Origin of the sequence: Desulfovibrio sp. An276, assembly GCF_002159665.1 — a bacterium.
Lineage (GTDB): Bacteria > Desulfobacterota > Desulfovibrionia > Desulfovibrionales > Desulfovibrionaceae > Desulfovibrio > Desulfovibrio faecigallinarum.
The window spans coordinates 384633-402111 of record NZ_NFJC01000001.1 but is presented as its reverse complement, the minus strand read 5'-3'; the positions used below and the strand labels follow the sequence as shown (position 1 = coordinate 402111).

General features: G+C 55.4%; 18 protein-coding genes. 3 read left to right on the top strand and 15 right to left on the bottom strand.

Annotation, left to right across the window (positions count from 1 at the left end):
* The first annotated feature begins 20 nt into the window (after positions 1-20).
* Positions 21-1220, top strand: coding sequence for an aspartate aminotransferase family protein (locus B5F76_RS01780; protein ID WP_087350048.1), 1200 nt, complete (start codon positions 21-23; stop codon positions 1218-1220).
* A 122-nt stretch (positions 1221-1342) separates the two neighbouring features.
* Here B5F76_RS01780 and B5F76_RS01775 read toward each other — a convergent pair whose 3' ends face one another.
* The 11 genes from B5F76_RS01775 to rpmH all read right to left on the bottom strand — a co-directional run bounded on the left by B5F76_RS01775 (position 1343) and on the right by rpmH (position 10843).
* Positions 1343-2350 carry an inorganic phosphate transporter gene (locus B5F76_RS01775; RefSeq protein ID WP_087350046.1) on the bottom strand — a complete coding sequence of 336 codons (1008 nt, stop codon included), beginning with the start codon at positions 2348-2350 and terminating at the stop codon, positions 1343-1345.
* Entirely contained in the window at positions 2343-2927 is a 585-nt protein-coding gene (locus B5F76_RS01770; RefSeq protein ID WP_239406915.1) for a DUF47 domain-containing protein, read from the bottom strand. The genes B5F76_RS01775 and B5F76_RS01770 overlap by 8 nt, the downstream gene beginning before the upstream one ends.
* A gap of 119 nt (positions 2928-3046) precedes the next feature.
* Positions 3047-4075, bottom strand: coding sequence for a pseudouridine synthase (locus tag B5F76_RS01765; protein ID WP_087350041.1), 1029 nt, complete (start codon positions 4073-4075; stop codon positions 3047-3049).
* Positions 4068-5246, bottom strand: coding sequence for a GAK system CofD-like protein (locus B5F76_RS01760; protein ID WP_162608623.1), 1179 nt, complete (start codon positions 5244-5246; stop codon positions 4068-4070). The genes B5F76_RS01765 and B5F76_RS01760 overlap by 8 nt, the downstream gene beginning before the upstream one ends.
* Positions 5239-5862, bottom strand: coding sequence for a 3'-5' exonuclease (locus B5F76_RS01755; RefSeq protein WP_087350035.1), 624 nt, complete (start codon positions 5860-5862; stop codon positions 5239-5241). Before B5F76_RS01755 ends, B5F76_RS01760 begins: the two co-directional genes overlap by 8 nt.
* Positions 5863-5927: 65 nt before the next feature.
* Positions 5928-7361 carry a tRNA uridine-5-carboxymethylaminomethyl(34) synthesis GTPase MnmE gene (gene mnmE / locus B5F76_RS01750; RefSeq protein ID WP_087350033.1) on the bottom strand — a complete coding sequence of 478 codons (1434 nt, stop codon included), beginning with the start codon at positions 7359-7361 and terminating at the stop codon, positions 5928-5930.
* Positions 7358-8260 (bottom strand): Jag family protein, encoded by a 903-nt coding sequence (locus B5F76_RS01745; protein ID WP_087350031.1) that lies wholly within the window; start codon positions 8258-8260, stop codon positions 7358-7360. The genes mnmE and B5F76_RS01745 overlap by 4 nt, the downstream gene beginning before the upstream one ends.
* A gap of 15 nt (positions 8261-8275) precedes the next feature.
* Positions 8276-10024, bottom strand: a complete 1749-nt coding sequence (gene yidC / locus B5F76_RS01740) for a membrane protein insertase YidC (protein ID WP_087350029.1) — start codon at positions 10022-10024, stop codon at positions 8276-8278.
* A 20-nt stretch (positions 10025-10044) separates the two neighbouring features.
* On the bottom strand, positions 10045-10287 hold the full coding sequence (gene yidD, locus B5F76_RS01735) for a membrane protein insertion efficiency factor YidD (protein WP_087350027.1): 243 nt from the start codon (positions 10285-10287) through the stop codon (positions 10045-10047).
* Between the two features lie 3 nt (positions 10288-10290).
* Positions 10291-10716: a ribonuclease P protein component gene (gene rnpA, locus B5F76_RS01730; RefSeq protein WP_239406914.1), complete on the bottom strand. Its 426-nt coding sequence runs from the start codon at positions 10714-10716 to the stop codon at positions 10291-10293.
* Complete coding sequence (gene rpmH / locus B5F76_RS01725; protein ID WP_087350025.1) at positions 10709-10843, bottom strand: 50S ribosomal protein L34; 135 nt, start codon at positions 10841-10843, stop codon at positions 10709-10711. Before rpmH ends, rnpA begins: the two co-directional genes overlap by 8 nt.
* Before the next feature lie 361 nt (positions 10844-11204).
* Between rpmH and thrB the strand changes: the two genes are divergently transcribed.
* Positions 11205-11753 (top strand): homoserine kinase, encoded by a 549-nt coding sequence (gene thrB / locus B5F76_RS01720; protein WP_087350023.1) that lies wholly within the window; start codon positions 11205-11207, stop codon positions 11751-11753.
* Positions 11754-12020: 267 nt separating this feature from the next.
* On the opposite strand, the gene B5F76_RS01715 is transcribed toward thrB, so the two are convergent.
* The gene (locus B5F76_RS01715; protein WP_087350021.1) at positions 12021-12506 is read right to left on the bottom strand and encodes a hypothetical protein; all 486 of its coding nucleotides are present in this window, start codon (positions 12504-12506) and stop codon (positions 12021-12023) included.
* Positions 12507-12659: 153 nt separating this feature from the next.
* Positions 12660-13661, bottom strand: coding sequence for an OmpA family protein (locus B5F76_RS01710; RefSeq protein WP_087350019.1), 1002 nt, complete (start codon positions 13659-13661; stop codon positions 12660-12662).
* Positions 13662-14339: 678 nt separating this feature from the next.
* On the opposite strand from B5F76_RS01710, the gene B5F76_RS01705 reads away from it, so the two are divergent.
* Positions 14340-15104: a hypothetical protein gene (locus B5F76_RS01705; protein WP_087350017.1), complete on the top strand. Its 765-nt coding sequence runs from the start codon at positions 14340-14342 to the stop codon at positions 15102-15104.
* Between the two features lie 21 nt (positions 15105-15125).
* Here B5F76_RS01705 and B5F76_RS01700 read toward each other — a convergent pair whose 3' ends face one another.
* Positions 15126-16514 carry an ATP-binding cassette domain-containing protein gene (locus tag B5F76_RS01700; RefSeq protein ID WP_239406913.1) on the bottom strand — a complete coding sequence of 463 codons (1389 nt, stop codon included), beginning with the start codon at positions 16512-16514 and terminating at the stop codon, positions 15126-15128.
* A 72-nt stretch (positions 16515-16586) separates the two neighbouring features.
* On the bottom strand, positions 16587-17408 hold the full coding sequence (locus B5F76_RS01695; protein WP_087350013.1) for a histidinol-phosphatase: 822 nt from the start codon (positions 17406-17408) through the stop codon (positions 16587-16589).
* Positions 17409-17479: the final 71 nt, after the last annotated feature.

Below are 17479 nucleotides of genomic sequence, written 5' to 3'. Positions count from 1 at the left end.
TACTTCGAGGAGAAATCATCATGACCTATGAAGAAATTGTCAAAGACGACCATAAATACATCATGCAGACCTACGGGCGCTATCCCGTGGCTTTTGCCAGGGGGGAAGGAGCGCACCTGTGGGATGTGAACGGCAAGAAATATGTGGATTTGCTTGCCGGCATAGCCGTAACAAGCCTTGGGCACTGCAATCCGGAGCTTGTTGACGTTCTCAACGAGCAGACAAGGGCGTTGTGGCACGTGAGCAATCTTGCCTACAGCCAGCCCCAGGTCGCGCTTGCCAGAAAGCTTGTGGGCACAACAGAGCACCTGAGCCGCTGCTTTTTCTGCAATTCCGGCGCCGAGGCCAATGAAACGCTGATCAAGCTTGCACGCAGATACATGACCAGAGTCAGGGGCAGGGAAGAGGCCGTAGACATTATCACTCTTTCCGGATGCTTCCACGGCAGGACATTTGGTGCCCTTGCTGCAACTGGCAGGGACGCTCTGGCGGACGGCTTCAAGCCTCTGCCAGCAGGCTTCAAGCAGGTCGAGGCAGGAAATATCGAGGCCATGGCCCAGGCGATTGACGACAAAACCTGCGCTGTCCTTCTCGAGGCAGTGCAGGGCGAGGGTGGCGTTATTGTCCTGGATAATGACTATGTCCGCGCTGTGGAACAACTCTGCAGGGAAAGGGACGTGCTCTTTTGCTGCGACGAGGTGCAGGCAGGCATGTGCCGCTCGGGACGCTTTTGGGCCTATCAGACATGTGGCGTCAAGCCGGACATCATCAGCATGGCCAAGGCCCTTGCCAATGGTCTGCCCATGGGCGGAGTCATGGCAACGGAAGAGGTGAGCAAGGGCTTTGTCGCTGGCTCCCATGGCACAACCTTTGGTGCGGGGCTGCTGACCTCGGCTGTGGCAAGCAAGGTGGTCGAGATCATGCAGCGCGACCACCTTGCCGAGAGAGCCGAAAGGCTTGGCAATCGCATCATGGACAGGGCAAGAGCTTTCATGAACAGTCATCCCGGTTCCATCAAGGAGGTGCGCGGAAAGGGCCTTTTCATAGGCATAGAGCTTCCGCACAGCGCACGTGATGTCTGGGCCTCACTGCTTGAGGCAGGCTATTTGTGCAATCTCTGCCATGACACAACCCTGCGTCTTTTGCCGCCCCTTGTCATCAGCGAGGAAGATGTGGACGCATTCATGGACGCCCTGGAGACAAGGCTGCTCAAAGACTAACACCTGTTTTTTGGGTGTTTGCGGACGGAATCCCGGGCTGTTTTCCTGAAAGAAAGGGGGAGGAAGGTTTTGCCTTCCTCCCCCTTCGAATATGGTGCGTTCCCCTTGTTTGCAAAAAGGGTCTATGCAGGCCAGATCATGTGCAGAACCTTGTAGGAAATAGCTCCCACAATGCCAGCGCAGGGCAGAGTCAATACCCAGGCAATGACGAGTTGGCCGGCAACGCCCCAGCGCACAGCGCTCAAGCGCTTGCTAGATCCTACGCCGAAAATGGCAGATGAAACCGTATGGGTCGTGCTGACAGGAGCGCCGATCATGCTTGCGCAGGTGATGACGCAGCCTGTGGCAGTTTCGGCAGCAAATCCGTGTACGGGCTCAAGCTTGAAGATTCTGTGCCCCATGGTCTTGACGATTTTCCAGCCGCCTATGGCTGTTCCCATGCACATGGCCAGGGCGCAGACGAGCTTGACCCAGAGGGGAATTTCCACTGTATCCAGGTAACCAAAGAGAAGCAGGGCCAGGGTAATGACGCCCATGGTCTTCTGAGCGTCATTGAGGCCGTGCGAGAGGGCCATAAAGCCTGCCGAGACAAGCTGCATGCGTCGAAACCAGGCGTTGATGCGAGCCCTTCTGAAGCGTGCGCACACCCAGTAGATGATAAACATGGCCAGAAAGCCTGCGCAAAAACCTGCAAGAGGCGAGCCAATGAAGGGCAGGACAACCTTGGTGACAACACCCGAGAAGTTGATGGCCTCAAAGCCGGCATGGGCCCAGGCGGAGCCAAGCAGGCCGCCGATAAGTGCGTGGGAGGAAGAGGAGGGGATACCAAGGTACCAGGTAAGCAGATTCCAGACTATGGCGCCAACAAGAGCTGCGAAGACAAGGATTTGCGAGCCTTCAACCATGGCAGGATAGACAAGACCTCCTCCCAGTGTCTTGGCTACTTCGGTTCCGAGGAAGGCTCCAAGCAGGTTCAGGAGTGCGGCCATGGTGACAGCCATGCGGGGTGTGGCGACCTTGGTGGAAACGACTGTGGCAATGGCGTTGGCGCAGTCGTGGGCGCCATTGGTGAAATCGAAAATGAGGGCTGTGATGACAATGAGGACGAGAAGAAGGGGTACCTCAAACATTTTTCATCACCGCTTCTTCAATATGTTCAAAAAGTTCTGTTACCTGATGCAGAAGATTTTCCAGACCTGTGTAGATCTGCATCCACTTGAGCACGGAGGGAAGGCTGGACAGATTTTGTTCGCTCACATCCATCACCTCGGCAAGGCCGACTGCGAGCAGTGAATCGCATTCCGCACGCATGTTGCGGAAAGCCCTTGTCTTGTGTGCGTCCCGACGCTTGCTCAGGCCGACAAGCATGTCCGTTGTGAGTGCGAACATTTCCTGCACAATGCTTGCTGTCTTTTGGGCTGAAAAGAGCATGTCCGGCATGTTATAGGACGTGAGTCTGGCAGCCAGACTCTGCAGATTGTCCAGACATTCTTCCTGGCCCTGGCTGATGCGCAGGATGTCTTCCCTGTCGATTGGAGTTATGAAGGTTGAAGACAGGCTGCGTCCTAGCTTGCGGTACAGGATATCTGCCTTGTCTTCAAGTTCCGCAATGATTTTGTAACTGCTGTAGCGGTTTTCTACTTCGCTGAAGAGACGCACATTTTCTTCAGCAGCTTGGCGCAAAAGATTGTTCTGTTCGAGGAGCATCTCGAAAAAAGGGGCCGATTTGGGGAGCAATGCTGCAAACATGGGCGATCCATCGGTTTGAGATGTCGGGCATGCCCTGGCGAGAATGCCAAATACGTGACAGGCATGTTTCGGTTATGTTACACCGGACATCTACCATAGCCGACAAAATTGTTTTGTGCAAACCATTTGTGCGCTTCATGTTCGCCCCTGTCGATCCTGGAAAGCCAGTCTGGCAGGCTTTCAACCACATTTTGGTCAAATTCGAGTCTTGCATGATGCAGGAAAAAATGTCGTGTAGTCCCTGTATCCTGCACACGTTCCTTGTTAGTCTTGAGTTTGTGTGGGGAGAAGGTATTGCTGCCCTGCCCGTTAGAGTGTCCGTAGAGGTCGTCATTTGCCAGGGGGTGTCCGGCTAGAGCGCAATGGGCACGAATCTGATGTCGAAATCCCCTGTGGATACGGCACCCTGCCAGGGTAAGGCTTGAGTCCTGCACGTCTCTGGGGAGGAAGAAACAGGCCTCTTGCGCGTCGAGAACCTTGAGGGGAACAATCTCTGTCCAGCGCGCAGGATCGGGATTGTTCTCGTTTGTGGCCTGAACCCTTGCACCCTTGCCCACAAGCCGGGCCTTCATGAGCAGGGAATGATCGAGATTGCCCTGCAAAAGACAGAGGTAGTATTTGCAGACATGGCCCGAGCTTTCCTCTGCACGGAACAATGCTTCTGCACTGGCATTCAAAGCACAGGTCACTATGCCCGATGTCGCGTAATCCAGACGCTGCAAAAGCCTTTTGTCTTCCTCTCCGGGCAAGAGATGCGCAAGAAAATCCTCAAGACTTGTGTTGTTCCTGCCTGCAAGATGTACGGTATGCAAGAGGGACGGCTTGTACAGAAAGGCAAAGCTTGCGTTGCAAAGCAAAAGCCTCGCAGATGCATGCTTCTCATTCTCGTCAAGGCTTTTCTCTGGAGCCGTTATCTGTGCAACGCATACGACGTCTTCTTCCCGTACCCTTTGACCTGGCCTTGCCCTTTTGTTGTTGAGAAGGACCTGTCCATCGTCGATAAGTCTTTTGCTGGCCCGCAGGGAAAGATTCAAAAACTGGGAAAGGCAGTGATCAAGCCTGTCTCCTGCATGTTGCGGCCCGACTATGTATATTGCGTCAGGCATTATTCGTTCCCGTCATGTGCTGGATAAGCTCTGCAAGCTTTTGGGGATTATGGTGTTGTCTGTCTTCGTCTACCAGGGGCAGATCGAGAACCTGCACCCCGACTTCCTGTGCAAGTTTTTGCGCAAGCTCCATGCTTCCGGGATAGTGACCGTTGCGGGTATCCACCATCATGTGGGTGAGGAAAAGACCTGCAGACTCCTTCCAGCCGTTGTCTGCTGCACTGCAACGTTCACCCAGAAGCGTCTGCACAAGGATGCGCATCTCGTCGCACAAGGTATGACCCATGAGTTCGTGATCGTGCCCAGTATTGGGAATGAAGACCTTGGGACAGTCAAGTGCTGCCACGACATTGGCCACCCCGTCTGCAAGAAGGTTCGCTACCACGCTCGAAAAGAAGCTCCCCATGGGATAGCAGACAAGTCCTGCCTCTCGCAGTCTTGCAAGGGCAGCCGAGGAAGCCCTTGGTTTGCAGACGACAGGTTCGTCCCTGCCCCTGTCGGGCTCGTTCACGGTGAGGAAGCACTCTTGTATCGGGCTTGTGAATTCCTTGAAGTGGTGCTGCCCCACACGCGTTGTGCCGTCACACAGCCTTGCCGCAAGATGAAGGCTCTCTTCCACAATGGGCAAGACCTCGCCCTGCACGTGAAGCAGGCGGGAGAAAAGCCCCAGGACGGCATTGAGCGAGCGGTGTTCCTGCAGATATTTGCCTGCCATGCAGATATTGCCGAGACTTGCCTGTCTTGCGTCAAAGCTGGCTGGCATGGCTGCGAGAAAGTGGGTCAGACACTGACGCAGACACCTTGCCGGAGTTGCGTTTATGCCCTGCCAGACAGGATGGTCCTCCCTACCCATGGCAACGAGCATTTGCCGCAGATTCTGCGGATCACCTGTGTCAGGGATCCTTGTTTCCATGCAGTGCACAAGGGCGTGGCTGCACAGGTCTGGGTCCGCAAGGGCAACCAGGCGGTTGCGCAAATCCCCCAGGGCAGGCATGGCAAAGGCCGCCCTCAGCCTAGCCGTAGAGCCACCGGAGTCAAAGGTCGTGACAAGATGCACAGTGTGGCAGCCCTGGGCGGCAAAGGTCGAGCTCAGCCTTTTGAGAGCAGTACCGCCGCTGAAGAAAATGGGCGGATGTTCCGTATCTGCAAGGTGGGGCTTGTCGTCAGTCAAGTTGGCTCCCCTTGGGCAATCCCTTGAGGCCGAGTTCACGCATGCGCAAAAAGATGCGCCTGCCCATCCATGCGTCTGTGGCAGCGTATATGACCTGACGAACGCTCAGGTTGGGAAGGCTCCAGTTGGAACACTGGGGCCCCTTGGAGATGCGTTCGCCGAAGAGACTGGCTGCAAGCGAGCGGAGCCCGCGGCTGCTGATGTCGTTTTTTTCTGCTATGTTGGCGAGATCCACATGCCCCTGGGGGGTGAAGGACAAAAGATTGGCCAGTTCGCGCATGTCCTCGCCAATGCCCACGCCTGCCTTGATCTGATTGGGGGAGGACAGCAGATCCGTGATTTCCCTGTTCAGGGGTAGATGCTTTAGCTGAATGATGTAGACGCACTTTGCCGTAGCAAGCTGGATGAGGGAGGGGTAATGGGCAACTCCCTTGCGAAAGGTCGGCCGAGATTCGGTGTCAAAGCCCAGTACAGGCTCCTCCTTGAGAGCAGGCAGGGCAAGATCCAGCAGCATTTTGCTGCGTATGATGGAAACCGGACCTCCATAGTGCACCAGGGGCAGCTCATTGATCTCTTCGCTTGTCAGCTTCTTGCGTATGTTTTCATCAAGTTCCATGAAAGAGCCCCCAGCGTGCCGGCTCTTCTCTCCGGCTGGAAGGCCGGCAGGACTTTAGGATGTGGCTATTTGCCTATGCAGAAGCTTTCAAAGACGTGATTGAGCACATCCTGAGCGGTTCCCACACCAATGACTTCATCCAGAAAAGAGCAGCACATGTCTAAATGTACCGACAGAAGATCATACAGCTGTCCGGCCTCAATGTCACGAGCCAGGGCGTCAAGCTCCCTGCAGGCGTAGTGCAGGGCATGGGCCTGCCTGTCGTTGGGAGCTAGACCGTATTCGTCACCAGGAAGATTGCCGAGGATCAGCTGCGCCATTTTGTCGCAAGCCAGATCAAGATTGAAGCCTGTGAGTGCCGAGACACAGACAAAGTCCACTTCTCCATGCGCTGATACGCACCATTCGGGCCTTGTCTGTTTTTCGGAAAGTTCCGGAAGGCATATATCAGCCTTGTTCCAGACTACAAGAGTGGACGGGGAAGCATTTTGCAAAAGCCTTGCCGCAACCTCGTCCGGGCAGCTGAGCTCTCCTGTCCCGGAAGAACCGAGGGCTGCCCCGTCAACCACGATAACAAGCAGATCCGCTTCCTCTATCTGCTGCCTTGAGCGTTCTATGCCGAGGGATTCGACCTTGTCGCTGCTTTCGCGCACACCGGCAGTGTCCACCAGGCGTATGGGAAGATCTCCCAGAAGAAGCCCCTCTTCCAGAAAATCCCTGGTCGTGCCGGGCACGTCTGTTACCAGAGCACGGTTTTTGCCGAGCAACGCATTCATGAGGCTGGATTTGCCGGCATTGACGGATCCGGCCAGAACAACCCTTGCGCCGTTCGCATAGACCTTTGCACGCGCCACTCCACGCAGAAGATCCTGCAGTGACCTGCCTGCAGACTGGACATGGGCCAGAAAATCCTTTCTGTCCAGAATTTCGACTTCGTCTTCGGGGAAATCTACCGCAAGGCTCATGTTCATGCGCACCCAGTCGAGTTTCTCACGCACTTTGCCGACCCTGCGGCCGAGTTCGCCGTTCAGTCTGCGCAGGGATTGTCCGAGAGCAGTCCTGCTCGGAGCAGCAATCATTTCCGCCACTGCTTCGGCCTGACTCAGATCCATGCGGCCGTTGAGAAAGGCCCTGTGTGTGAATTCTCCACGTCGTGCGGGACAGGCGCCTGCCTCAAGCAAAGCCTCGATGATGGCCGACACTATAAGCTGCCCGCCATGGCAGTGTATTTCGGCGCAGTCCTCGCCAGTGTATGTCCTTGGACCAGGCATGTAAAAACAGAGCACATCGTCTATTTTTGTGCCATTCAGGTCATGAACTATGCCATGGTACACCCTCCAGGGTACAAAATCGCTGAAAGTAGCCTGGGATGGCGTAAAAAGCAGGCCCAAGAGCTTTTTTGCCATTGGGCCTGAAATGCGGATAATAGCAATGGCACCACTGCCCTGGGCTGTTGCCTGGGCTACAATGGTGCCATTTGTCGTTGTAGAAGCTGTCATGACAGGCAAGGGTTCTCCTGCTGTGGGGCTTTTCTTTTCTGTATGAGCACGCGCTTCAGTGTGCCCTGGCCCGCGCTGCGCGTCTGGATGCCTTCCTGTCCCTTCAGAGCCATGTGTACAATACGGCGCTGATAGGAACTCAAGGGCCGGGTGGAAAGAGACTTTCCGCTGTCGCTGACCTTTTGGGCCAGAGACAGGGCCAGTTCCTTCAATTCCTCCTCCTGTCTGCTGCGATAATCCCCAACGTCAATCCGTATGCTTATCCCTGCCTGCATCTTTCGCGAGACCAGGCGGCTTGCCAGATGCTGCAGGGCTACAAGCACAAGTCCGTCACGGCCGATTATGTGGGACGGGTCGTCGATGCCGGACACACAGGCAAGGATTTCTCCTTCTTCACAGAAAAGCTCCAGCCGGGGAAGACTGTTTACCAGAGGAACAAGAAGTCTGGTCAGAATTTCCCTGGTTTCCTCCAGGGCAGAGGGTATGGCCTCTTTCTTCAGGGGCCTGTTTGGCAGGCTTTCCTCGCAGCTTTTGCGAAAGCCGCGGGAACACCCCCCTTCTTCCTGGTGCCTGTCCGCTTCTTCTGCTGCCTGTGAACCGAAATTTTCGCGACCAGCCCCTGCCCTTGCGGGCGAGGGGCTTATGGGGCGCGAGACTTTTCCGTGTGCTGAAAGGGAACCGAGCACGCTTTGCACGGTAGCGCGCAGTCTTGCCCGCCGTGCACGAATTTTGGCCTTGCGGGCACCGACTATGCCAAATATGCCGTTCCTGGCATCCTGCAGTATCTCTATTTCCAGCCGCTCGCGGCTGGCATTGAAGTACTGACAGGCGTCCTCGATGGCTGCATCAAGATTTTTTCCCAGAAACTCCTTGAACCCGTCCTCGGTCGCTGTCTCCATGCCAGATACCCGGAGCTAGGCGTTCTTTGGGCCGGTTGCTGCCGCAGGTGCAGGCTTGGAGGCAGCCGGCTTTGAAGAGGCTGGCTTGCGCAGCTGTCCCTTGGGGCCCTTGTCCTTCTTGTTGTGATTCTTCTTGTCTGTGCCCATCTTGTGCATCATCCAGCGCTGCTGACCGATGGAGATGATGTTGTTGACAAGCCAGTAGACCACAAGGCCGGAAGGGAAGGCCAGGAAGAGGAAGGTAAAGACAACGGGCAGCAACATCATGATTTTCTGCTGGCGCGCATCAGTAGCCGGCGGAGAAAGACGCTGCTGGATGAACATGGAAAGACCCATGACAATGGGGGTGATATACAGGGGGTCCTTGGAGGACAGGTCGGCCAGCCAGGCAATGTCCGTACCGGGGAGGGTGGCCAAAAGGGGCGCGTGGCGCAGCTCGATTGCTGTCAGAAGAGCCTGATAGAGACCAAGGAAGACAGGCATCTGGATGAGGATCGGGATACAGCCGCTGGCGGGATTGACGCCGTAGGTCTTGTACAGGGCCATCACTTCCTTGTTGGTGGCTTCCTTGTCGCCCTTATGCTTTTCCCTGATCTGCTGCATCATGGGGGCCAGTTGCTTCATTTTCTCCATGGAGGAGTAGCTCTTGGCTGTGAGGGGCCAGAAAATGATCTTGATGACAATGGTCAGCAGGATGATGGCCACACCCCAGTTGTGCACGTAGCCATAGAAGAAATTGAGAATCCAAAGAAGGCCCTTGGCGATGAGGCTGAACATGCCAAGGTCGATGCACTTTGTGAGCTCCTCGCTGACGGGAGCCATGAGATGGCGGTCCTTGGGACCCATCCAGTAGGTTGTGGAAACAACGTTTTCCTGGCCGGGGATAGCATTGAAGGGCTCAAGCTCAATGGCAACGCGGTAGACCTGATTCTGCAGCACGCCCTTGAAGGTCACGTTCTCGGGCTTTGCCGGAAGCACGCCATTGAAGAAGTAGGTGCTCATGGCGCCGGCCCAGTAGATGGTGCCGGTTTTGGTAACGCCTGTGGCGAGCTTGTCGGCGCTGCTTTCCTCTTCAAGGCTGCCTGCTTCATCCCAGCCAACACGCATGGCATCGTAGCGATCCCCATGAGCGTTGCTTGCGTCTGCGCCGGCAGTGTAGCCAAGACGCACGGACAGTGCCTGTGTTCCCACAGGAGTCACATGCACGTTTTCCTTGATGGCATAGCTTGCAGCATCAAAGGTGAGCTCGCGAACCACGCGCAGATCGCCTACCATGCCGATAAGGCGAATGGTCTTTTGCGTCCCTTCAGCAACGGTAACGTCGCCCTGTTCCTCGCACTGCCATTTGCCGACACTCCAGGTAGGCTGGCCGTTGAGCAAGAGTCCCATGGGAGCCATGGCAGCAGTGGTTTCATTGATAAGATTGACCTTGGGAGAATCTGCTTCCACTGCCGTACGGTAGTTTGCCAGCTCGAAGGAACGCAGGATACCGCCACCAGTGTAGAGCCTTGCCGTGTACAGGGGAGTGACAATGGCCATGTCACGCCCTTCGGATTCGGTGAAAACAGGCAGGGGGGCAGCTGGAGCCTGAGGCGTCTGGGCTGCCTGCTGGGCCTGTGCCTGAGCTGCTGCCTCCGGGTTTTGTGTCTGTTCGACCGGGACAGGCTTGGGCGCCCAGCCCATTTTTTCTCCCAGATAGGACCAGCCCACTACGACGAGCAGACAGAGAACTATGGCCAATATGAGATTTTTACCATCTTGCATGGGACATACCTTGATTCGGACTAGCGGGGATTTTTGCTGCGTGGCGGGGGGACTGGATCATAGCCGGAACCGCCCCATGGATGACAGCGCGCAAGACGCCGCAGGGCAAGCCAGCTGCCGCGCAATATGCCATGGGTCATGATGGCCTCGTAGGCATACGCAGAACATGTAGGAAGAAAGCGGCAGGAGTTGGGCAGAACCGGAGAGAGAAACAGTTGGTAGATGCGAATGGGAATGACGGCAATCTTGCGCAAAATGTGCATCTTTCACTCCCCTGCACGCCGGAGCTGAAAGTGCCTTGAAAGGGCGCGAAGCAATTCGTCCGAGACGTTGTCAAGCTTGAGCCTGGCTGCGCCGGCAGAGGACTTTGCCACGACCACTATGCGTGCATTCACGGGAAGATGCCGCAGGCTGAGCCTGAAGCATTCCCGCAAAAGTCTCTTAATACGATTGCGGACCACCGCATGCCCGACCTTCCGGGATACGGCGGTCCCCAAGCGGACCCCCTCGTTGCCGTCGGCTGGAGGTGCAACAAAAAGAAGGAAATGTCTGGTATGCAGCCGAATCCCAGTTTCATAACACTGAGAGTATTCGGCTGTGGTACGTATCAGACTTTCCTTCGGCAGCGAGAAGCCGCACTCGTTGTGTGCGCAGATGCGATATTCCGCACTGCTGTCTTCGAGCTTAGGCACTCAGAGATTTGCGGCCCTTGGCGCGGCGGCGGGCAAGCACTGCACGACCATTCTTGGTGGCCATGCGGGCACGGAAGCCATGAGTGCGGGCGCGGCGCACCTTGCTCGGCTGATATGTTCTTTTCATCTGAAATTCTCCTGCGGGCAGATTGATTTTAGTGCCATTAAAGGCCCTTGCCCTATAGAAATTTGTTCCATGAAATGGGTTTTGGGGATCAGCCCCCCAAATAAAGAGCTATTCCCTTACACGCCAAAAACACCTTCGTCAAGGTGTCGCCTGCATTCTTCCTCCGCAGGGAAAGTATCCCCCGAGGGCGTGATCCCTGGGCAAAAAACAAAAGCGATCCCGTGTACAATCGCAAAAAACACAAATATTGTTGAGAAAATAGCAGGCCCTTGCCCATGGAAGCAAAAGCCGATTACCAGAGTCTTCTTGACAAGAGAAGGGCTGTCAGGGGAAAATTATGGAAAATGGAGGTTGTTCGCACATGGCTGAAAATAACACTATCCGTCGCCCCGAACACCCGGATCCCTGTATCACTATCATTGGCATGGCCGGTTCGGGCAAGTCTACGCTTGGCAGGGCTCTTGCCACAAGGCTGGGATACGCCTTTGTCGACACGGATCAGCTCATGGAATCTGCATACGGAGCTCCTCTGCAGGCCATCACCGACGCCCTCTCGGGAGAAGAGTTCCTGGATTTGGAAGGCCGCTTTGTAGGTTCCCTTCGCATGGGAAAAGCAGTGATCTCCACAGGTGGATCGGTGGTCTACAGGGATGCCGCCATGCAGCATCTGCGCTCGCTTGGGCCAGTAGTTGCGCTTGATGCTCCATTGAATGTCATTCAGCAACGTATAGCTCTCAATCCTGACAGGGGCCTTGTGATAGCCAAGGGACAAACCATAGCCGATCTCTACAATGAGCGTTCTGCCCTCTACAACAAATACGCGGACATATACTGCGATACCACGCAACCCCTGGAAGCTTGCGTTGAAAGCATTGCACGCGAGCTTGAGAAGAGGGCAAATGGCAACTGATGCTCAGTCAGCAGCCTGGATGAACAGAAAGTACTGCTCAAGAAAATAGAAGGGCGGCAGATTTCGCTGGGAAATCTGCCGCCCTGAAATTTGTTGTGCCCGCGGGAGGAGAGCTGAAAACTGCAGCCTTCCGTGTGGTCTGGCAGTGCTCAAGGCCGCAAGGCCCGGTCAAAAGCTCTTGTTGCCCGTACAAATCCTGAATGGCTCAGGATATGTTTTGTCAGCACTATGGGCTGAAAATGAAGTCTTGCAGTATCCCGGACAAGCCTAGTACTGCCACTTCTTGCCATCGTAGCTGATAAGTTCCTGAACACGCCTGCTCTTGGTCGGCTTGCAGTCCTTGAGGGACTTTGCTGCGGCCCTTGTTGTGCCGCGGCACTCGTAGCCGTTTTCCATGTATTCGATGATGCCCACATAGGGCACCCTGGAAGACTGGCCGGGACGCATGGTTGTGCGCACGGACTGCAAATCGACTTCCACATAGGAAGCAACGTATTCCTTGCCCCTTTTGGTAACCGTGGGGGTTTTCTTGTTGGGGGCCACTGTCCTGTTGGCCATGGACGCGAGTTTCATGCCGGTCTGATCCAGCTTGGCCTGAACCTGATTCTTGCCCTCTGGGGCCGTGGACGCAGCCTGCGAGCCGGCCTGAGCTGCAGCTTTGCCTGCTTCGCTGCCATTTGTTCCAGACGCTGCGCATCCGTTCAGGACGAGCAGAAGAGCGCACATGAATGCGCATGCCTTGATGTTTTTCATCTCTTTCTTCGGCGCGGCCCCTTTTCGTTCATGCAAAAAGGGACCAAGCGCCGCCTCCATTTTGTTTTTTTTTTGATGGACAAGAAGGATAAACCCCGACAGCAGAAAGTTCTTCTGTCGGGGTTTTGTACTTTGAGAAAAGCTGCTTTGGAACTAGTCGAACGAGATTTCCGTGCGACGGTTCATGTAGCGGCCTTCTTCGCTGTTGTTGTCATACTTGAAGGACTTGCCCTTGCCCACGGTGGTCATGCGGCTGGCAGGCACGCCCTGTTCGCTCAGGTAGCTCTTCACTGCGTTGGCACGATTCTTGGAAAGCTTTGCGTTGTAGGCGTTGGAACCGATGGAGTCGGTCCAGCCGGTCAGCACAACGTTCTTGCCGGGCTGGCTCTTGATGATTTCGGCAGCTTCGGAAAGGATGCCCTGGGCCTTGGCGTCGAGAGCATAGGAGTCGAAGGCGAAGTTCACGCCACGCAGAACGATGACAGACTCGGTCTTGCCGCAGAACACTGCAACGACAAAGCGCTCGAGAGCAGCGTCGTCATTGGCAAGGTCTTCAGCCTTCACGTACTGGGCCTCGGGATGCATGGCAGCGATGGCCTTCAGATTGGCTTCGCCGTCCTTGGTGTCGGCAAAGGACACGATGTGGATAACCAGATTGCGCTGGGAAGCGTAGATCTGGCGGGCAGTCTCGACAAAGTCCACGCCCATGTTGTTGGCGCCGTCGGTGAACAGGATGATGGCGGCATCGCGCTTCATGCTGCTCAGGAAGGACTCGTACTGGTTCAGGCTGTCACCCATGTAGGTCAGACGGCCGTAGATGGGGAAGTTGCCCTTCAGCTTGTCGATGGCAGTGTGCATCCTGGCGCGATCCCAGGGGCCCTGGGCGTAGAGGGTGCCATTGGGGGTGATGGTGTGCAGGCCGCCGTTGAAGGTCTGATTGGGAATGGCATCGTTGATGCGATGCATCACGTCCTTGGCGAGAAGAATTTTGCCTTTCTTGGCAGCAGTGCTTTTCATCATCATGGAGCCAGAGTAGTCCACAACGAAGTCAAAGCTTTCGATTTTCTTTGTGCAGTCCAAGGGAGCAGCAGCGGCATTCACCGTGTAGCTGAACACCAGCACGGCTGCAAGAAGCAGGAAACGCAGAGTTTTCATAAAATGGAAGCCTCCATTCAAATGTAGTGCGTGGAAATCACGCCATTGAGACCTTTGACATCCTCCCCTGACGGAACAGAGGATTCCTGGGGACAGCAATCCTTGGGGTGCACCACTGCCTGCAGGAACAAAGGGGATATTGAGCCAGTATCCCGGTTTGCCTCCACAGGCGGATGCTGTATGCCCTGCCATCAAGCTCGCTGTTAGCACACAAGAAGCATAAAGGCAAAATCCCGTTGAAGGAGCACGCACCCTGTTTTGAGAAAACGCGGCGCGCATGAAAGCCACGCGTATTGCAGTTGCCTGCATCCTGTGCGGGACAGTGCGGCGACAGTGCAATGCCGTCTATACACGGCTTTCAATCAACAAAGTACAGGCTTTTGACTGAAACCGCAAGCATAGACGAGTGCTGTGGAAACTGTATCTCTGCCACAGAATTCATTTGTTTGCCTGCGCAATGTCTGCCGGATATCTCGGAATGCCACATAGATAAAACATGTTAGTTACAATATGTTGAGTATCGTGTAAGGCTTTTGGGTGACAAGGGCCTGTCGGAAAAAGGCCTTTTGATCTGCCCGAAGCGCAGCCACCTGGCACGCAGGTCTTGATAGACTTTGCCGGAGAAGTGTACAAGCCCGGAAGGAAAGCAATCGAATATCCTGAAGTTCGGGAGTCATCATGCAAAAGTACGTTTTCAGCAAGTGGAATGCCTGTGGAAACACGACACTTTTTTTCGAAAGGGAATTGCCGAGGGCCCTGGTCTGCAGGGCTCTGGAAGCCGGACAACTCGATTGCGAGCAGGCTGGCTTTGTCGTGCCGAAGGAACGCCGCATGCACATGGCCGGAGGAGAATTCTGCGTAAATGCGACCCGTTCCTTTGGCGCATATCTGGCATGGATCGACCAGAGTGTGTGCGCAACATATACGGTTTGCGTTTCCGGCTGGCCTGCCAGCGTGCATTTGACAATTGAAAAAAGGGAAGAGGGCGTGTGGGATGCCAGTGCCTGCCTGCAATTGCCAGAGTGCGAGATTGAGGACAAAAAACTTGGACCTGTTGTTCACCTGCCTGGCATAAGTCATCTTCTTCTTCCCCATGACGGAACATGGGACAATAAAAGAGCCCGTGAACTCATGGCAGAGTACGGGCTTGACAAAAAGGATGCCTGCGGCGTGGTCTGGTATGGAAAGGACAGCAGGACATCAGTCCTGACCATACGTCCCCTGGTCTATGTGCGGGCCCTGGACACGCTGTATGCAGAAGGGGCATGCGGTTCCGGCTCCCTTGCCCTGGCCATTGCCCTTGCACGCACAGGAAAGGAGAGTCCTTCACCCTTCAATATCGTGCAGCCAAGCGGAGGCAGCCTCAAGGTGCGTCTGGAAAAGTGCAGCGCCACTGTGTCGGGAGAGGTGCGCCTTGTCTGCACGGGCTCATGGTATGCCTGATGCGCGGGTGACAATATCCTGTCAGCCGGTGATTTCCAGCCGGCCTTCGCGCATGAGAGCAGTTCTGTTGATGGATGTGGGGATGTCTTCCCGATAGTGGCTGACAAAGACGTAGGAAAGCCCCTCGTCGACCAGCCTGTCTAAAACGTCCAGATAGTCAAGGCGCCCCCTGACATCCAGTCCGGTACAGGCTTCGTCCAGCAAGAGCACCAGGGGAAAGCCCATGAGTGCGCGGGCCAGGAAGGCTCTTCTCAGCTGCCCTGTGGAAACGGAGCGGATGGAGCCGTTCTCCTTGCCCTGCAGGCCGACCCTGGCAAGCTGTTCGGCAGCAAGAGCGCGCTCTTCTTCGCTGAAATCCCTGTAGATGCCAATCGTATTTTCAAGCCCCGAAAGAACCAGTTCGAGGCAGGTCACGTCATACTCATAGAGTGCCTGGGAGTAGTCGGAGACAAGGCGCACTCTTCTTCGCAGTATTGTGAAGGGGATGTTGTCTTCCCTTGGCAGGGAAAACGTGATTGAGCCCGGCCAGGCTACCTGCTCATCCCCTGCAAGCATACGCAGGAAAGTCGATTTTCCGGATCCGTTTGCTCCCTGCAAAAGCCAGTTTTCTCCTGCGTGGAGCTCCCAGTTTATGTTGTGCAACACCTTTTTGCCGTGCACATACACATCGGCCTTTTCCACGCAAATGAGCGGTTCCGGTTGTCCGTTTTTGCGAACTGCATCCTGCGAAGAGACAAGGGAAATGCTTTCCGTGTCTTCTTCCAAAGCCCTCGGCTCATTGAAAAGCATGCCATCATCAATGTAGATCTTTTTCGAGATCCAGTCCGGGAGCATGCTCTCCCTGTGCGTAGTCAGGACAATGGTGCTTTCTTCTGCCAGCTTTTCGAGAGCCTTTGCAAAAAGAGCCCTGTGTCTTGCGTCAAGACCGTCTGTGCATTCGTCGAGTAGCAGCAGGGAGGGTTTTCTCACCATGGCACGTCCGAGGAGCAAAAGCCGCAGCTGCCCCTGCGAGAGCTCCAGGATACTGCGTGAGAGCAAGGCAGTCGCGTCCAGGGCATCGGCCATTTCCTCCGCTCTTTTCACCCTTTGGGGCAAGGGGTCGCTGTAGAGTAGGTCCGTGCCGTCAAAGCCGGTGAGCAAAAGTTCGCGGCCGGTAATGTCCCAGGCATGACGCTGAAAGTTTTCCTGCATGGCTGGAGACACGAGGGAGGTGACAGCAAGGCCGGTGATGCGCGAAGAGGAAAACTCCCTGCCGTCAAACCAGGCGATACTGCCTTGCGTCGTCCAGGCTTCGCCGTGCAAAAGACGCAAAAGAGTGGTCTTGCCAGCACCGTTCTTGCCTATGAGAACAATGTGTTCGCTCTTGGCAATTTCAAGGCAGATATCCTTCAGTATCAGTCTGCGCTGCATGTCTCCGGGCAGGAAAAGACCGGCATTTTCAAGACGACAGAGAATCTGGCTCATTGTTTGCAACCCGCAATCCTAGAATTCTTCGGAATGCCAGCACCTGTCGGCAAAATAGCTGGCCTTTTCGAAGCCGAAGGCCCTGGCGTAGCTTGCAAGCACAGGGAATGCATAGGCCACATCCCCATCAGTGTGCGCGTCCGAGGCAAAGCTGATACGCACCCCAACCTCACGCGCAAGGCGCATGATCATGGGGCAGGGATAGATTTCCCTGCAGGGCTTGCGCAAGCCGGCAGAAGAGATTTCCATGGCCATATCCTGTGCCTTCAGCACTTCAAGGGCCTCCTTGACCAGACGCTGGCTCTCTTCCCTGACCATCCACATGTGGAAGGAGTCCCTGGTAAAAATCTTGATAAGATCCGGGTGCGAGGCAATGTTGAAAAGCCCGGTGGCAAGCATTTTTTTCCAGGTGGCAAAGTAGGCCGTGTAGGCTGAAAACCTTTCTGTCTCGTCCATGGCTTCCCATGGCTCTGGGCCTGCATCAAAGCCCCACGTGCCAAGAAAGTGCGTGCTTCCAAGCAGATAGTCAAAGGGAAACTGCGTGGCAGCCCTGCGCACAAAATCCTGATCTTCCTCGAACCAGTCGATTTCCATGCCGAACAGGACACGGCAGGGCCCCTGTTCCTGTTTAAGCTCGGCAACTTCACGCACGTAGTCCGAAAGATGGGCATTGAGTCTGTCCCTGTATTCCGTAGGATAGGTGTAGCGCTCGGGGCGCGGGCTGTGTTCTGTAAAACCGTACACGGACAAACCCTTTGCCAGGGCGGCCTTGTACATGTCGGTCACGCTGTTTGCGCCGTGCGAGTAGAAGGTGTGGTTGTGCAGATCAAAGCGTATCATGGAAGGTTTCCGCAAGAAAGTTCGCAGAAGAAGAAAGTGGCAGGAAGACAAGCGCCTTCCTGCCACGCAAC

Excerpts from the sequence above, each read along its gene's own strand:
- B5F76_RS01780 (WP_087350048.1), top strand. The coding sequence starts at position 21 with ATGACCTATGAAGAAATTGTCAAAGACGACCATAAATACATCATGCAG.
- B5F76_RS01775 (WP_087350046.1), bottom strand. The coding sequence starts at position 2,350 with ATGTTTGAGGTACCCCTTCTTCTCGTCCTCATTGTCATCACAGCCCTC.
- B5F76_RS01770 (WP_239406915.1), bottom strand. The coding sequence starts at position 2,927 with ATGCTCCTCGAACAGAACAATCTTTTGCGCCAAGCTGCTGAAGAAAAT.
- B5F76_RS01765 (WP_087350041.1), bottom strand. The coding sequence starts at position 4,075 with ATGCCTGACGCAATATACATAGTCGGGCCGCAACATGCAGGAGACAGG.
- B5F76_RS01755 (WP_087350035.1), bottom strand. The coding sequence starts at position 5,862 with ATGGAACTTGATGAAAACATACGCAAGAAGCTGACAAGCGAAGAGATC.
- mnmE (WP_087350033.1), bottom strand. The coding sequence starts at position 7,361 with ATGACAGCTTCTACAACGACAAATGGCACCATTGTAGCCCAGGCAACA.
- B5F76_RS01745 (WP_087350031.1), bottom strand. The coding sequence starts at position 8,260 with ATGGAGACAGCGACCGAGGACGGGTTCAAGGAGTTTCTGGGAAAAAAT.
- yidC (WP_087350029.1), bottom strand. The coding sequence starts at position 10,024 with ATGCAAGATGGTAAAAATCTCATATTGGCCATAGTTCTCTGTCTGCTC.
- yidD (WP_087350027.1), bottom strand. The coding sequence starts at position 10,287 with ATGCACATTTTGCGCAAGATTGCCGTCATTCCCATTCGCATCTACCAA.
- rpmH (WP_087350025.1), bottom strand. The coding sequence starts at position 10,843 with ATGAAAAGAACATATCAGCCGAGCAAGGTGCGCCGCGCCCGCACTCAT.
- thrB (WP_087350023.1), top strand. The coding sequence starts at position 11,205 with ATGGCTGAAAATAACACTATCCGTCGCCCCGAACACCCGGATCCCTGT.
- B5F76_RS01715 (WP_087350021.1), bottom strand. The coding sequence starts at position 12,506 with ATGAAAAACATCAAGGCATGCGCATTCATGTGCGCTCTTCTGCTCGTC.
- B5F76_RS01710 (WP_087350019.1), bottom strand. The coding sequence starts at position 13,661 with ATGAAAACTCTGCGTTTCCTGCTTCTTGCAGCCGTGCTGGTGTTCAGC.
- B5F76_RS01705 (WP_087350017.1), top strand. The coding sequence starts at position 14,340 with ATGCAAAAGTACGTTTTCAGCAAGTGGAATGCCTGTGGAAACACGACA.
- B5F76_RS01700 (WP_239406913.1), bottom strand. The coding sequence starts at position 16,514 with ATGCAGCGCAGACTGATACTGAAGGATATCTGCCTTGAAATTGCCAAG.
- B5F76_RS01695 (WP_087350013.1), bottom strand. The coding sequence starts at position 17,408 with ATGATACGCTTTGATCTGCACAACCACACCTTCTACTCGCACGGCGCA.